Source organism: Methanobrevibacter arboriphilus (assembly GCF_019669925.1).
In the GTDB taxonomy this organism is placed as follows: Archaea; Methanobacteriota; Methanobacteria; order Methanobacteriales; family Methanobacteriaceae; genus Methanobinarius; species Methanobinarius arboriphilus_A.
The window spans coordinates 1,340,062-1,356,140 of sequence record NZ_AP019779.1; the positions used below are offsets into that span (position 1 = coordinate 1,340,062).

Below are 16,079 nucleotides of genomic sequence, written 5' to 3' on the forward strand. Positions count from 1 at the left end.
ATAATAAAGTGATTATTAAGAATAAAAATAATAAAACAGTTATTAAAAATAAAAATAATAGAACTATTATTATAAATAAAATTATTATAAATAAAAATAAAATGATTGTTAAAACTAATTGGTTTAATCAAACCAATTAGATAAAGAATTTAAATTAGAAGTAAAATCCATAGAAAGTGGGGTTAAAGTAGGTATTTTAAGAGTTTTAAGAGCATATCCATCAGTTCCTTCAACATCACCATTAAATGGAGTACCATCAATCCAATAATATGGTTTTCCACGAGGATCAAAACGCATCTCAATGTGAGGATTATACATCCTATTTCCTAAAGAAGTAATAGCTATTTCATCGCTTTTAGGATTTGAAGGAATATTAAGGTTTAATAAATCAACACCTTCAGGCAACCCCTTATCTACAACCTTTTTAGCAACTTTATTTAAAATTTCTTTTGCAAAAGAGTAATCAATATCAACATGTCCATCTTCAAACTTAATATCTCCTCTAGAAACTTGAAGAGAAGCAGCTATTGTAGGTATACCATAAGAAGCAGCTTCCATAGCTGCACCCATAGTTCCAGATGTTGTAAGTTCACCTTTTCCAATATTTTCACCCGTGTTAATACCAGATATAGCTAAAGTAGGCTGTTCTTCCATTAATTCAAAGATCCCTAAAGTAACAGCATCAGTCGGAGTTCCAGAAACTGAAAATCCACGACTGCCATCTTTTAATTGTACTCCACTTATTCTTAAAGGTTCAAAAAGAGTTAAAGCCCTACCTATTCCACTCTGTTGAGAAGATGGTGCCACAACTGTAACATGCCCTAATTCATCAACCGCTTCTTTAGCAGCTAAAATCCCAGAGGAGTTAATTCCATCATCATTACTAATTAAAATCTTCATGATAATATGTTGTAGTTTATTATTAAAATAATTTAGTATTTTAATATTTTAGTATTTTAGTATTTTAGTATTTTGGTATTTTGGTATTTTTATTTTAAGTTCAAAATATATTATAAGTTTAAGCTCAAAATAAAAAAACTCTCATTAAATTATTCAAAAAACAAAGAAAATGAGAAATAAAAATAAAATTTTAAATAGAGAATATAACTGTTTTAATTTAAAATAAAGAATAAATTTTAAAGATAAAATATAAATATAAAAATAAAAAATAGAAATTTAAATAAAGAATAGAAACTAGAAAAAAATTACTTATAAAATAGTTTCACGAGCAATAGCTGTTGGCCCAGTTCTAACAATTTTTTTAATTCCGAAGTTTGTTAATAGAGAAATTAAAGCATTGATCTTATTAGGATCTCCAGTTATTTCAATTGTTAGAGTTGATGGCCCCATATCAATAATTTTTCCTCTGAAAATATTAGCATGTTGTATAATTTCAGATCTTGCTTGTTCATTATTAGTTTTAACTTTTATAAGAGCTAACTCTCTTTTTACAGAATTATTAGGATCCAAATCAACTACTTTTACAACATCTATCAACTTATTTAATTGTTTTGTAATCTGTTCAAGGACTTTCTCATCACCTTTAGAAATTATAACCATAGCAGCTAATCCTTTAGTCTCAGATTCACCAACAGTAATACTTTCAATATTAAATCCCCTTCTTGTAAAAAGACTTGAAACTTTTTGTAGAACACCTGGCTTGTTTTCTACTAATGTACTGATTACATGGCTTTTTAATTCATTATTTTGTTTTTTGTTAGAATCCATCTAATCACCATCCTTTTTATTAGCTATAGTATCATTTGTATCACTATGGCCACCACTAATGCCAGTAATATCATTTTCAATCTTATATTCTCCAAGGATATCTGTAATTCCACAGCCTGGAGGGACCATAGGTAATTCTTCATCTTTATCAATTACAATATCCAACAATATAGCTTCTCCATCTTTTTTTGCTGCTTTTATAGCTTTTTCAGTTTCTCCTACTTTAGTAATCCTTTCTGCATTTACTCCAAAGGACTCAGAAAGTTTTAAAAAGTCAGGAGTTTGACCAAGATCAGTGTGGGAAAGTCTATTTTCATAAAAGAGATTTTGCCATTGGTAAACCATTCCAAGCTTTCTATTATTAAATAAACATATAATAATAGGAATATCATAGTCTTTAACAGTAGCTAAATCTTGACAAACCATTAAAAATCCCCCATCTCCAGTAACAGCTAAAACATCATTTTTAGGCATAGCTACCTTAGCTCCAATAGCTGAAGGGAAACCGAATCCCATAGTTCCAAGACCACCAGAACTAATAAACTTTCTAGGTTTCATTGTATTAAAAAAGTGAGCTGCCCACATTTGATGTTGCCCAACATCGGTTGTTATAATTGAATCATTATCTAAAGCATTGCTTATCTCTTTTATAACTTGTTGTGGTTTAAGAGGTGTTTCATTATAAGTAACTCTAGGAATACAACTCTTTTTAAACATTAATGTATCATTATACCATTCAGTTGAATTTTCATTAATTTTTTTAAGGTTTAAAGATTTTATATTAGTTATTAAGCTATTTAATATATTTTTAGCATCTCCAACAATTGGGACATCAACTTCAACATTTTTTCCAATTTCAGCAGGATCAATATCAATATGAATAACTTTTGAATTTCTTGCAAAATCAGCTATATTTCCAGTAGTTCTATCTGAAAACCTACATCCAATAGCAATTAGACAATCACTCTCATCAAGAGACAAATTAGCTACTTTTCTTCCATGCATCCCTAACATTCCAAGATATGCATCGCTATCTTCTGGAAAAGAACCTTTACCGAGGAGAGTTGTAGTAACAGGAGCTTGAATAAGTTCTGAAAATTCTTTTAATTCTTTTGAAGCTTCAGAAATTATTACTCCTCCACCAGCTAATATTATTGGTTTAGACGATTTAGCAATTATCTTAGAAGCTTTTTTAACTTGTCGGGGGTTTCCTTTAATTGTAGGATTATAACCTGGTGTATTAAAACTTAATTTTGAAAAATTATCTAAATTAGAAATATCCTCGTCTAAATCTTGTTCTTGAACATTTTTAGGAACATCTATAACAACAGGACCAGGGCGGCCACTTTTAGCTATTTCAAAGCTTGAATTAATAATAGCAGGAATGTCAGTACTATTCTTAGGTTGAAATGAATGTTTTGTTATAGGCATGGCTATTCCAAGCATATCAACCTCTTGAAATGCATCATTACCAATTAAATGAGTTGGAACTTGTCCAGTAATTGCAACAACAGGAGATGAATCCATATAAGCCGTAGCAATTCCAGTTACAAGATTAGTAGCTCCTGGGCCAGAAGTAGCTATACAAACTCCTACTTTTCCACTAGCCCTTGCAAATCCATCTGCAGCATGAGATGCAGATTGTTCATGTCTCACCAATACATGATTTAAATCAGAGTTATAAATCATGTCATATAAAGGAAGTACTTGACCTCCTGGATATCCGAAGACTGTATCTGCACCTTGTTCAATAAGAGCTTTTATTATAGCTTCTCCACCTTTCATTTCAACACCATAAATATTAACATACTATCTAATTAAAATATTTCTATTAAATATTATCTATAAAATATTACATACTAAAAATTATCTATAAAAAACAATCTATAAAAAATTGTTTATTAAAGTTTATTTATTAAATATCATATATTATTAAGAATTATTATATTTTATTAAAATATACTTAATTAATGTACTTAATAATATAATTTAATAATATGATTTAATAATGTATTTTGATAATGTGTTTTAATTATATATTTAGATTATTAATTTAAGATTATTAACCTATTAAAATATATTTTAATTATTAGTATAATTTAGTATTTATATTTTTAAATTTATTATTTATATTATTATTTTTATTACTTTTGAGTTTATATTATTATATAGTTAAGTCATATTATTACTATCATTTTGTAAAATTACTACCAATTATAAAGTATACAATAGAAAAATAATAATATATAATATATTACTATAAATCTATAATAGACAAGCTTATAACAATATATTACTATTTTTTATATCTAATAACATCCTATAAATATTTAAAAATCATTATACTAAAAAAATTATCTACTAAATCAAAATTAGGTAAATATGATAAAAAAGTAAAATAAAATAAGATAAAATTAAAAATAAAATGAAAAATTAAAAATAAAAAATTGAAAGATTAAAAGATATTACAATCTATAGTAAATAACACAAAAATCTAAAAAAATCTAAAATATTCATAATAACAAAATAACATATAAAAATAATATATAAAGAAACAACATATAGAGAATCAATATATAATTTAATATTTATATTGTAATATAGAATAGTATGTAATATAGAATAATAATATGATAATATCTGTAATATTTATGACAGTGTTTATATCAATAATGTTTAATAGGTTAAAAGCTCTAATAAAAATATATTATCTTAAATATGACAGATATGAATAATATAGTTAATCACTGCTAATATAACTAATACAGTCAATATAGCTAATAATTAATTATCAATTAATATAATCAAATAAATATAGTTACAATATTATATAATAACATTTATTATTAATATGATTATTAAGATTATAATAATAAAATTTAGAATAAAAAGATTGATTTATAAGGAATAATAGTGATTTAAATGAAAGTCTTAGTTGTTGGTACTGGTGCAAGAGAAAATGCTATTTGTGAATCATTGAAAGATGATTGTGAATTATACTCATATATGTCTAATAAAAATCCAGGAATAGCTAAAATAGCTAAATTCAAACAAGGTGATGAGGGAGATATCCAATCTGTAGCTAAATATGCAGTTGATAATAAAATTGATATTGCAGTTATAGGGCCAGAAGCTCCACTTGGAAAAGGCATTGTAGATGAATTAGAAAAAAATGGAATTAAATGTGTTGGACCTAATATAGAAGCAGCTAAGATTGAAACAGATAAGTCTTTTATGAGAAACCTCTTTGAAAAATACGATATTGAAGGATCACTAATTTATAAAGTATTTGATAATTTTAAAGATATAGAAAATTTCCTTGATGACTTTGATAGAGATGCAGTTATAAAGCCAGTCGGTTTAACTGGTGGAAAAGGAGTAAAAATTGTTGGTGAACATTTAAAAGATAACCAAGAAGCGAAAGAATATGCTAAAGAAGTTATGGATAATAAAATGGGAGGTTTTCCTCAAGTTATTATTGAAGAAAGACTTATTGGAGAAGAATTTACAATTCAAGCATTTTCAGATGGAAAAAGCTTAGCACCAATGCCAGCAGCACAAGATCATCCATATGCATTTGAAGGTGGAAAAGGACCTATAACTGGAGGAATGGGATCATATTCCAATAAAGATGGGTTACTTCCATTTTTAAAAGAAGAAGATTATGATGAAGCAGTCAAAATAATGGAAAAAACAATCCATGCAGTAGCAAAAGAAGCAAGCCCTTATAAAGGTATTCTTTATGGACAATTTATGCTTACATCAAATGGACCTCGATTGATTGAATACAATGCAAGATTTGGAGATCCAGAAGCTATGAATGTTCTTCCATTGATGAAAACTCCAATGATTGAAGTTTGTAAATCTATAGTTGATGGAAACCTTCAAAATGTTGAATTTGAACCTTTATCTTCTGTTTGTAAGTATATAGTTCCAGATGGTTACCCAGAAACTAAATATGCCAATGAAGAAATAGTTGTAGATGAAGAAAAGATTGAATCCATCGGTGCAAAAGTATTTTATGCAGCTGTTAATCAAAAAGAAGATGGTAAAATATACACTTCATCATCAAGAGCTCTTGGAATTGTTGGAATAGCTGATTCAATTGATAAGAGTGAATCAATAGCTGAAAAAGCTTGTGAATATGTGAAAGGAAACTTATATCACAGAAAAGACATTGGAACAGAAGAGTTAATACAACAAAGAATAGATCATATGAAAGAAATTCGTAAATAAAAACTGTTAATAGTTATAAATTATTACTATAATTAATTATTATATTACAATAATTAAATACTATACTATTATAATTAGCTAGATTATATTAATATAATTAAATAATATATTACTAGAATTAACTAGTATAACTACTATAATTAAATATTAAGAGAAACATATAAGATAACTTATAAAATAATTTAAAATCTATAATACTATAAACAAAGATAATATATACAAACATTATTATATAATTTAATCCTTAGGTGGATAGAATGAGAAGTCTCTTATCAATTTGTGACATAAAAGATGAAATTCCTGAAATACTAGAATTAGCTACAAAATTTAAAGAGGGTAAAATCAATGAAAAGCCTCTTGAAGATAAAACACTAGCAATGATATTCCAAAAATCCTCTACGAGAACTAGAGTTTCTTTTGAAGTTGGAATGAATGAATTAGGAGGTAATGCTATCTTTTTATCCAACAACGATATTCAAATGGGTAGAGGAGAACCAATAGCAGATACAGCTAAAGTTTTAAGTAGATATGTGCACGGAATTATGATAAGAGCTCTTGAACATGAGGACGTTGTAGAATTCTCAAAAGAATCTGATGTTCCAATAATAAGTGGTCTTACAAATCTTGAACATCCCTGCCAGGCCCTTGCAGATATTTTAACTGTTAAAGAATATTTTAAAGATTTTAATGGTAAATTTACATATGTTGGTGATGGAAACAATGTTTGTAACTCCCTACTCCTTATATGTGCATGTATTGGTATGAATATAGCTGTAGCTTGTCCAGAAGGATATGAACCTAATGAGGATATTATTAAAAAAGCTAATAAAATAGCTAAAGAAAATAATTCTTATGTTGTAATTACAAATGATGTTGAAGTTGCTGTAAAAAATGCAACTGTAGTATATACTGATGTTTGGGTTAGCATGGGTGATGAAAAAGAGCAAGGAAAAAGAAAGAAAGCCTTGAAAAAATATCAAGTTAACCAAAAACTTATGGAATTAGCTAACCAAGACGCAATATTTATGCATTGTTTACCTGCTATTAGAGGAGAAGAAGTAAGTGGTGAAGTCATCGATGGACCACAATCAGCAGTAATTGACCAAGCAGAAAACAGACTACATGCTCAAAAAGCTGTACTTTACTATTTTTTAAAATAGAATAAAAATATGTTTATATAAACTTCTATTAATTTTTAATTAATTTTAATGTTATTTAGAATATTATCATAGTATAGATAATTTTTTATCATAATGTAGACTATAGTTCCCCTAGTTTATAGTTCTCCTAATGAAAATTTTGTTTTTTAATTATTTTTTAATAACTATACTATCTTTAAATTTAGTTTTAATAGATCATATTTCTTATTTTACATAATTTTAAATTTTTTAATAAATATATGAAATAAATAAAAAATAATATATTGATTACATTTTAATTGGAGAAGCTATACCTAACAAATTTAAACTATTTTTAATTGTTATTCTAGCTTTATCAACTAATAAAAGCCTAGCTGATTCAATTTCACAGCCAATAACTTGTTCTGACTTATAAAACTTATTAAAAGCACCAGCAAGTTCTTGAACATATTGAGCAATTGGATGTACTCTCATAATATTAGCTGATTCCTCAATTACAATTGGAAACTTAGCTATTGATCTAATTAAATCCATTTCAATTTCATTTGGAACCCATTTATCCTCAATTTTATCAAAATCAATGTTTAATTGCTCTTCTTCTAGATTGAAATGTCCACACTTTTCAAGTAATTTACAGGCACGTGCATGAGCATATTGAATTGAAGCACAACCTCTTTCAAAGCTAAGAGCTTCATCCCATTTAAAAGTAATATGTTTTTCTGGAGATAATCTTGAAATAAAATATCTTATAGCCCCAATACCTATTTCTTTAGAAATTTTATTAATTTCATTTTTATCAATATCTGTGCGTCGTGATTCAACTTCTATTTTTGCCCTGCTTATTGCTTCATTTACTAATTCATCAACAGAAATAAATATTCCTCTTCTTGTAGACATTGACCCCTCTGGAAGAGTTATAAACTCATAAAATATAACTTCAGGAGCTTTCTCATTAAGCAGATTTAAAGCTATACTAACTTGTTTAATAGCTAACTTATGATCAGAACCTAAAATATCAAGAACTGTATCTCCATGTTCTGATTTCCATTTATGATATGCAAGATCTCTAGTTGAATAGAGTGATGTTCCATCAGACCTTCTAAGAACAAGTTCTTTTTCTATTCCAAAATCTTCAAGGTCTAAACATAAAACTTCATTTTCTTTTGTATGACCACTAGCTATTAATCCATTGACAACTTCATCAACATCTCCATTTCTAACAAATTGACCTTCCCAGACAAAATCATCATGAACAATGTTTAAACTATTTAAAGTTTGTTTCACTCCAATTAAACAATCATTCACAGCTTTTTCAAATACTTTATCGAGATCTTTGTTCAATCCTCCTTCATAAGCTTTAATAAGATTATCAACCTCTATTTTCTTATCTTCATTAACATTAATATATTCATTAACTTTAAAATAAAGCTGACCAATTTGATGATCAATTTTATTATCTAATTTAGTATTCAAGTTATTTAAACTATTGTTTAAGCTAGCCATTGATTTTCTATCATTTAAAGTATCATTATATTTTTTAGAAAGGTCTTCATCAATACTTAAACCTAATTTTTCCATTCCAAAAACAATCATAGCTATTTGACGGCCCATATCATTAACATAGTACTGAGTATCAACATCATATCCTGCTGTTTTAAGAAGCCTTTTTAAAGAATCACCAATAATAGCATTTCTAATATGACCTATGTGAAGAGGACCATTAGGGTTTGCCGAAGTATGCTCTAAAACAATCTTTTTATTGGTAGGTGGAAGCTTTCCATAATCATCTCCAACAGTTTCAAGTAGCCTTCTTGAAAATGTTTCATAATTAATAAAAAAGTTTATATAAGGGCCTTTAGCTTCTACTTTTTTAAAAAGATCTGAAATTTCAATATTTTCCATAATATTAGAAGTAATATCCATTGGAGACATTTTTAAATCTTTAGCTAATTGAAATGATACAGTAGTGGCTAAATCTCCCATTTTTGGGTTTGGTGGAAATTCAAGCTTAATATCTTCTGGAATTTGATAATTTAATTTTTTAAGAGTATTCTTTAAAGATTTTAATGCATTATTTTTAATTTCAAAGTACATATCTTCACCGTGTAAAATAATAATAAAAATAGAGTGTAAAATAATAAAATATATGATAATAAAATATAATGATAATAGAATATATAATTAATATTAAATTAATGTTATGATAAAAATTAGTAAGAATATCTATTAAATAAAGATCATCTTAAATAAAAAATATTTAAAGAAGTATTTAATAAGAGATATCTTAAATAAAAAGACTATTAATTAAATAATCTTAATCAGACCAATATAGTTAAAAACTATAGATAATTATTATAATAATCATTAAAAATTATAATAATCCTAAAATTTAATAATTAGAGAATTTAATAATCATTAGATTTAATAATTAACTATATAAAACAACAATTAAAGTAATAAATAATTGAGTTATAATTCTAATTATAAGACAACTAAATAATTACATAACCTAAATAATACTTAATACTAATTATTAGCTAAACTTTAACTAAATCATAGACCTTTAAGCCATATCGTTATATAGCCAATTTTAGGAATTATAAACGGTTGTTCTCCAATCGTCACTACTCGTTCAGTTATCTGAGATGGCGAGACGAGGTAAGGGTCTGGAACATTATTATTGTCCCCCTTTATTACATAATACTTGCTGCCATTAACATATGTTTCATTTATAATTCTATGAATAACTGGATTTGGGAACCATTTAGCATTATATACAACTATATCCCCCACTTCTGCATTGTTTGGGTCAAATTCATGGAAACCAAGGAAATCAGCTTTTTCAACTACCACAATGTCTCCCCTGAAAAAAACAGGCTCCATACTTCCCGAAACAACTACATTCATATGTTGAGCAATTAATAAACCAACAATAATTATTAATGCATAAACAGCTATCTCTCTTTTTGTTGACATTAAAGCACCATAATTTTAATTTAATAAAATGAAATTTTTTATACTAACAATAAATATTGACTTCATGTTATATAAACAATTTACTAATTTTTGTTATAATATGAAAAATATATAAAAAAGAAAATAAGAACTAAAATGAAATAGAGAGCTAAAATAAAAATATAAATAAAAAAATTTGAATTAATAATTTAAATTGATAATTATATTTATAATTTATATCGATAATTCAAATTAAAAATAAATAATTAATAAATTATTAAATAAATTAGTAAATAAATTAGTAAATAAATTAATTAATAAATTGTAATCCTATCTTAAAATAGCACCTTTATCAGCAGAACTAACAGATTTTTGATATATATTTAACCAACCTTTAATTTTCCTTTTTGGAAGGTTTGAATTAGCTATTCTTTCTTTAATTTCATCATCTGATAAATCTACATTAATCTTCCTATTTTTAATATCTATTTCGATTAAATCTCCATCGATTAATCCACCAATAGGTCCACCACTCATAGCTTCTGGAGAAACATGACCTACACAAGGTCCACGAGTTCCTCCTGAAAATCTACCATCAGTAATAAGAGCAACATTCTTTATTCCAAGACCCATTATAGCAGAAGTTGGATTAAGCATTTCTCTCATTCCAGGACCACCCCTAGGACCTTCACAACGTATAACAACAATGTCTCCTTCAACGATCTTTCCATTGAAAATTGCTTCAACTGATTCCTCTTCACTATTGAAAACCTTTGCAGGACCTTTATGATACATCATGTCATCTTCAACAGCAGCTTGTTTTATAACTGAACCATTAGGAGCTAAGTTACCCTTTAAAATAGCTATTCCTCCTTCATCATGAACAGGATTTTTAATTGGCCTTATTACACCAGTATTTTTAACTTCCACGTTTTCAATATTTTCTTTTATAGTTTTACCATTACAAGTAATTGAATCCGTGTGTATTTTGCTTTCAATAGTTTTTAAAACACCAGGAATTCCTCCTGCTTCATGAAGATCTAACATTGTATCTTTACCAGCAGGGCTCATAGAAGCAATATGTGGAACAAACTTACTTACTTTATCAAATAATTCAAGATCAACTTGAATACCCCTATCTTCAAATTCGCTAGCTATTGCAGGAATATGTAAAGCAGTATTACTTGATCCACCTAAAGCCATATCGATAGCTAAGGCATTTTCAAAAGATTCCTGTGTAACGATCTTAGAAGGAGTTAAATTTTCATTTATCATTTCAACAATACGTTTACCAGAATTTTTAGCTATTTTTAACTTATTTTCATCAAGGGCAAGAGTTGTAGCACACATAGGTAAACTCATACCAAGAGTTTCTGTTACACAAGCCATAGTATTAGCAGTGAACAATCCTGAACAAGAACCAGCACCAGGACAAGCACTACATTCAAGTTCATATAGCTCATCTTCACTCATTTCACCATTAGATACTTCTCCAACAGCTTCATAAACAGTGATTAAATCTGCATTTTCTCCCTTAAATTTTCCTGGAACCATAGGCCCACCAGTCACGACAATAGAAGGAATATCTAATCTTAAAGCAGCCATTAACATTCCAGGAACAACTTTATCACAACTTGGAATAAGAACAAGCCCATCAAGACTATGGCCCATAGCTACACTTTCAACAGTATTAGCTACTATTTCACGAGAAGGAAGAGAATATTTCATTCCTTCATGATTCATAGCTATTCCATCACAAATAGCCATTGTATTAAATTCAAAAGGAACACCACCAGCATCAATAATTCCCTTTTTTACTTCTTCAACTAATTCTTTTAAGTGAATATGACCTGGAACAATATCAGTGAAACTATTAGCTATTCCAATAAATGGTTTTTCAAAATCATCATCTTTAAGGCCACAAGCTCGAAGAAGAGATCTATGTGGGGCTCTTTCAATTCCTTTTTTTATACTATCGCTTTTCATCTAACCACATTGAATATAAATTATTAAAATTATTAAAATTTATTATGAAATTTATTATAATGAAATTTAATATGAGATTTAATATATATTATATATAATTTTTATGATAAATAGATTTTTTAATATTATAAATATTTTTTAATAGAATAAATAAAATGAGTATAAAAATAACTAAAATAAATATAAATAATTAAAAGAAGTGTAAAATAAAAGAAATAAGTATAAATAATTAGAATAAGTATTAAATAAGTAGAATAAATATTAAATAATTAGATAAATATAAAAAATAATAAAAATATAGCTAAAAAATTAAATATAAAGTTAATAAAAAACTAATAAAAAAATTATTTTTCTGATTTTATCATTGTTAAAACCATTTTAAATGGTTCATTTGCAAATAAAGCATGAGGTTCATTTGCAGGCATTATAATAAGTTCACCTTTTTTAACAATGTTTTTATTTCCAGAAATTGTTATCTCAGCGACACCATCTACAATTTGAACCATTGCATCAAAAGGAGCACTATGCTCACTTAATCCTTGTCCTTTATCAAAAGCAAAAATTGTTACAGTCCCAACTTCTTTTTTGATAATTTCACGACTTACAACAGATTCATCCTGATATTCTGCTAAGCTATCTATCTTAATCGGCTTACTTTTTATGTCTTCCATACTTTAACACCTCAAAAATATAAAAAATATTAAAAATTATTAGTTTATAATATTAAGAATTATTGTTTATATGATATTTAATTCTAACTAAATTTATACATTTAATCTAATAAAATCTATAAATTAAATATAAACTCTATAAATTAAATCTAAATATAAATATCATCAAACTACTTAATTAACCTAATATTCTTTTAATATCTTCTTCTGGATCTCCGATTGGTGTTAAATTGTAATTATTAACTAAGAAATCAGCTATATCATCATTTACCCATGCAGGTAAAATTGGACCTAAAAGCATGTCTTTTTTATTTAAATATAGCAAACTCCAGAATATAGCTACTGCCTTTTGTTCCATCCAACTTAAGACAATTGTTAAAGGAAGATCATTTAATTCTAGATCAAACAAGTCAGATAGTGCAAGAGCTACATCAACAGCCACAATAGCATCATTACATTGCCCAACATCTATAATACGTGGAACACCTTCAATATCACCAAGATCTAAATCATTGAATCTATATTTACCACATGCAAGAGTTAATACTACAGTATCTTCAGGTAGTTTTTCTACAAACTCTCTGTAGTATCTAGCTTGTGGAAGTGGGCTGTCACATCCTCCTACTAAGAAGAATCTTCTAATTTTTCCAGCTTCAACAAGTTCCTTAATTTTATCAGCCAATGAAAGAATAGTTGATACACCAAATCCAGTAGTTACGGTTGGTTTATTTTCTTCTTCTTCAAGATCTCCAAGTTCAAGAGCTTTATTAATAACTGGAGTAAAGTCATAATTTTCAATTTGCATGATTCCAGGTAATTTAGCTACACCACTAGTGAAAATACGATCACTATAATCATCTTTTGGTAGTAAAACACAATTAGAAGTGGCTAAAATAGCTACATTATACTTTGAAAAGGTTTTCTTTTGATCAAACCATGGTCCTCCAAGTTGACCAGCTAAATGTTTATATTTTTTAAGTTCAGGATATCCATGTGCTGGAAGCATTTCACTATGAGTATAAACATTGATTCCAGTTCCTTCAGTCTGTTTTAAAAGTTCTTCAATAGCTTTCATGTCATGTCCAGTGACTAAAATACCAGGTCCTTTTTTAGATCCAACTTCAACAACTTGTGGTTCTGGTTCTCCATAGGTTTCAATATGAGCTTTTTTAAGCAGTCTCATTACTTTTATATTAGCTTCACCAGCATCAAGACCTAACTTGATTAAATCTTCAACATCAAAGTTTACATTTGTAAGAGTACTATACATTCCTTTAGTTAAAAATTCATCAATACTCTCATCTTTATATCCTAATTCATTTGCTTGATAATTATATGCACTGATTCCTTTTATGGAAAAAATAAGGTTATCTTGTAACCTAGCTACTGTTGGAACTTTTCCACAAACTCCTCTTACATCACAACCAGTTCCTTTGGCTGTTTGAGAACATTGGTAACAAAACATATCAAGTGGTTTATATGCCATAATTTTTCCTCCTTAAAAATTTGAGCTTTTGCTTCAATTTCACAATTTAATTTTTTAATTTCTATAGCTCATTAATCTGGGATTTATGTAAACTACTGTTTAAATTTCTGAAATTGAGTATAATCTATTTTTTATAAAAAATAACATTTTTAACCTAATAAATTTAGATATTTTATATATCTTTAGATAAATTATATATTTAAACTATATAATTAAGATTATATATTTGAAACATATCTAAAATTATAATATAAAATTTAGATATCTAAAATGTTATTTTATTTTTTAAATACTATATTGAATTTTAACAGTCTCGTGTTTTTACTGAAATTTATCCCTACTACTAATATTGTTTAAAATTCTATATATAATTTTTGTAACTTTTTATGGGTAAAATGTTACAAAATTAATGATAATTATAATGCAGCTGAAATTTTTAATTTAAATTATGGATTAGTTTAAATTATAAATTTTAACTGATAGTTTAATTAAACTGGTTAAGGATAATAATTATATTCTAAAAAAACTGATAATACATATATTCAATATTTAATATAATTTATCTATTATTTATATTATTTAAGAAGAGTTTACTCTCTAAAAAAAATTGTTTTTTACAAATGTTACAGTTGAAACCTATGTCTAATTAGATTAATTCTTTAAAGTATATAATATAAAAAAGATTAAAAAGATATTTGAATTAAGAAAATAAAGATATTTTCAATGATAAAAAATGTTATTAATTCTTTTTCATTTTTTTATTTAATATATTAAAAAAGCGATCGTCATAATTTTTAGCTATATCTTCATATTGATTCCACACTCCAATAGCAGAACTAGATACAACATTCTTCTTTTTACCAGAAAATTTAGAAAAAATATGAATCATCTCAGTACCATCCCTAATGATTAATTTAACAAAAGGAATATCTGCTTTTAAAATATTAACACCACAATCTTGAAATTCAGCTAAAACATCGATTTTTTTATCATCAATATAACAGTACTCAGCAGCTAAAATGTTTATTTCAATTCCCTTTTTTAAAAGACTTTTGAATTTATCTTTTAAAAATTTTGACTCTCCTTCAAATAAAAAGCCCATACGGATAGAAACTGTAGATTTAGCTCTTGAAATAATCTCAAGTTCTTTTTTAATAATTCTATCAGTACCATGAATTAGCCAAATTGGTGCTGGTATTTTAGAAAGCTGACTTTCATAAGCATAACTAAGATTCATTTCGGTTTCTTCAAGTTCATCTAGTAATTTTTGTTTATATCTACGAAAAACATCTGAAGGGGGTACAATATGATATTTTAATGGTCTTCCCCGTTCAATCTCGATAAATCCTTTGTTTGATAATGATTTTAGCACATCATAAATTTTGGTTCTTGGAACATTAGAATTAAGGCTAATTTCAGTTGCTGTTCCAGAAATCATATAAGTCATTGATAAATATACCATAGACTCATAAGTAGATAAGCCAAACATTTTAAGTGAACTAATAGTTTTATTTTTCATATTATCCCTTAACGTTTATAATATTGCTATCCTATTATTTATTCTCATTTTTTCATATTTATTGTCATTATGTTATTTTAAACCATCTATTTAATAAATTACAAGTAAAAATCCATTGTTTCAAAAATTATAAAACTGATTTATAAATAAATATTTAATAATTGGAATAAATAAAAACATTATATAACAACATTATATAATATTACTAATTTAATAGTTAATAATTTTTTATATAATTATATTTTTATAATCTGTATAATTATACTTTTTATATTAATCTTTTATAATAATTTTATAATCAGTATTGATTTTATAATCAATATTTTGTATAATAATTTGTGATAGTCAATAATTCTAAT

General features: G+C 26.5%; 11 protein-coding genes. 2 read left to right on the plus strand and 9 right to left on the minus strand.

The window, feature by feature from the left end:
- Nucleotides 1-123: 123 nt before the first annotated feature.
- From surE to MarbSA_RS05900, 3 genes are all read right to left on the minus strand, one after another.
- A complete protein-coding gene (gene surE / locus MarbSA_RS05890) occupies nt 124-900 on the minus strand; it encodes a 5'/3'-nucleotidase SurE (RefSeq protein WP_042702649.1) in 777 nt (258 codons plus the stop codon).
- A 309-nt stretch (nt 901-1,209) separates the two neighbouring features.
- Nucleotides 1,210-1,728: an acetolactate synthase small subunit gene (ilvN, locus tag MarbSA_RS05895; RefSeq protein ID WP_042702652.1), complete on the minus strand. Its 519-nt coding sequence runs from the start codon at nt 1,726-1,728 to the stop codon at nt 1,210-1,212.
- Complete coding sequence (locus tag MarbSA_RS05900; protein ID WP_221061152.1) at nt 1,729-3,513, minus strand: acetolactate synthase large subunit; 1,785 nt, start codon at nt 3,511-3,513, stop codon at nt 1,729-1,731.
- 1,137 nt (nt 3,514-4,650) lie between these two features.
- Between MarbSA_RS05900 and purD the strand changes: the two genes are divergently transcribed.
- Together purD and argF are read left to right on the plus strand one after the other, a co-directional pair.
- A complete protein-coding gene (purD, locus tag MarbSA_RS05905) occupies nt 4,651-5,964 on the plus strand; it encodes a phosphoribosylamine--glycine ligase (protein WP_054835881.1) in 1,314 nt (437 codons plus the stop codon).
- A 257-nt stretch (nt 5,965-6,221) separates the two neighbouring features.
- Nucleotides 6,222-7,124 (plus strand): ornithine carbamoyltransferase, encoded by a 903-nt coding sequence (argF, locus tag MarbSA_RS05910; protein ID WP_042702658.1) that lies wholly within the window; start codon nt 6,222-6,224, stop codon nt 7,122-7,124.
- 267 nt (nt 7,125-7,391) lie between these two features.
- Here the strand turns inward: argF and argS are convergent, their stop codons facing one another.
- The 6 genes from argS to MarbSA_RS05940 all read right to left on the minus strand — a co-directional run bounded on the left by argS (nt 7,392) and on the right by MarbSA_RS05940 (nt 15,720).
- A complete protein-coding gene (gene argS / locus MarbSA_RS05915; protein WP_054834972.1) occupies nt 7,392-9,197 on the minus strand; it encodes an arginine--tRNA ligase in 1,806 nt (601 codons plus the stop codon).
- Nucleotides 9,198-9,656: 459 nt separating this feature from the next.
- Nucleotides 9,657-10,079, minus strand: coding sequence for a signal peptidase I (locus MarbSA_RS05920; RefSeq protein ID WP_221061153.1), 423 nt, complete (start codon nt 10,077-10,079; stop codon nt 9,657-9,659).
- A gap of 309 nt (nt 10,080-10,388) precedes the next feature.
- A complete protein-coding gene (ilvD, locus tag MarbSA_RS05925) occupies nt 10,389-12,044 on the minus strand; it encodes a dihydroxy-acid dehydratase (RefSeq protein WP_221061154.1) in 1,656 nt (551 codons plus the stop codon).
- Nucleotides 12,045-12,388: 344 nt separating this feature from the next.
- Complete coding sequence (locus tag MarbSA_RS05930) at nt 12,389-12,715, minus strand: cupin domain-containing protein (RefSeq protein ID WP_054834973.1); 327 nt, start codon at nt 12,713-12,715, stop codon at nt 12,389-12,391.
- Between the two features lie 178 nt (nt 12,716-12,893).
- Entirely contained in the window at nt 12,894-14,201 is a 1,308-nt protein-coding gene (gene hcp, locus MarbSA_RS05935; protein ID WP_054834974.1) for a hydroxylamine reductase, read from the minus strand.
- Between the two features lie 739 nt (nt 14,202-14,940).
- Nucleotides 14,941-15,720: a TrmB family transcriptional regulator gene (locus tag MarbSA_RS05940; RefSeq protein ID WP_042702674.1), complete on the minus strand. Its 780-nt coding sequence runs from the start codon at nt 15,718-15,720 to the stop codon at nt 14,941-14,943.
- Between the last annotated feature and the right edge of the window lie 359 nt (nt 15,721-16,079).

Excerpts from the sequence above, each read along its gene's own strand:
- surE (WP_042702649.1), bottom strand. The coding sequence starts at position 900 with ATGAAGATTTTAATTAGTAATGATGATGGAATTAACTCCTCTGGGATT.
- ilvN (WP_042702652.1), bottom strand. The coding sequence starts at position 1,728 with ATGGATTCTAACAAAAAACAAAATAATGAATTAAAAAGCCATGTAATC.
- MarbSA_RS05900 (WP_221061152.1), bottom strand. The coding sequence starts at position 3,513 with ATGAAAGGTGGAGAAGCTATAATAAAAGCTCTTATTGAACAAGGTGCA.
- purD (WP_054835881.1), top strand. The coding sequence starts at position 4,651 with ATGAAAGTCTTAGTTGTTGGTACTGGTGCAAGAGAAAATGCTATTTGT.
- argF (WP_042702658.1), top strand. The coding sequence starts at position 6,222 with ATGAGAAGTCTCTTATCAATTTGTGACATAAAAGATGAAATTCCTGAA.
- argS (WP_054834972.1), bottom strand. The coding sequence starts at position 9,197 with ATGTACTTTGAAATTAAAAATAATGCATTAAAATCTTTAAAGAATACT.
- MarbSA_RS05920 (WP_221061153.1), bottom strand. The coding sequence starts at position 10,079 with ATGTCAACAAAAAGAGAGATAGCTGTTTATGCATTAATAATTATTGTT.
- ilvD (WP_221061154.1), bottom strand. The coding sequence starts at position 12,044 with ATGAAAAGCGATAGTATAAAAAAAGGAATTGAAAGAGCCCCACATAGA.
- MarbSA_RS05930 (WP_054834973.1), bottom strand. The coding sequence starts at position 12,715 with ATGGAAGACATAAAAAGTAAGCCGATTAAGATAGATAGCTTAGCAGAA.
- hcp (WP_054834974.1), bottom strand. The coding sequence starts at position 14,201 with ATGGCATATAAACCACTTGATATGTTTTGTTACCAATGTTCTCAAACA.
- MarbSA_RS05940 (WP_042702674.1), bottom strand. The coding sequence starts at position 15,720 with ATGAAAAATAAAACTATTAGTTCACTTAAAATGTTTGGCTTATCTACT.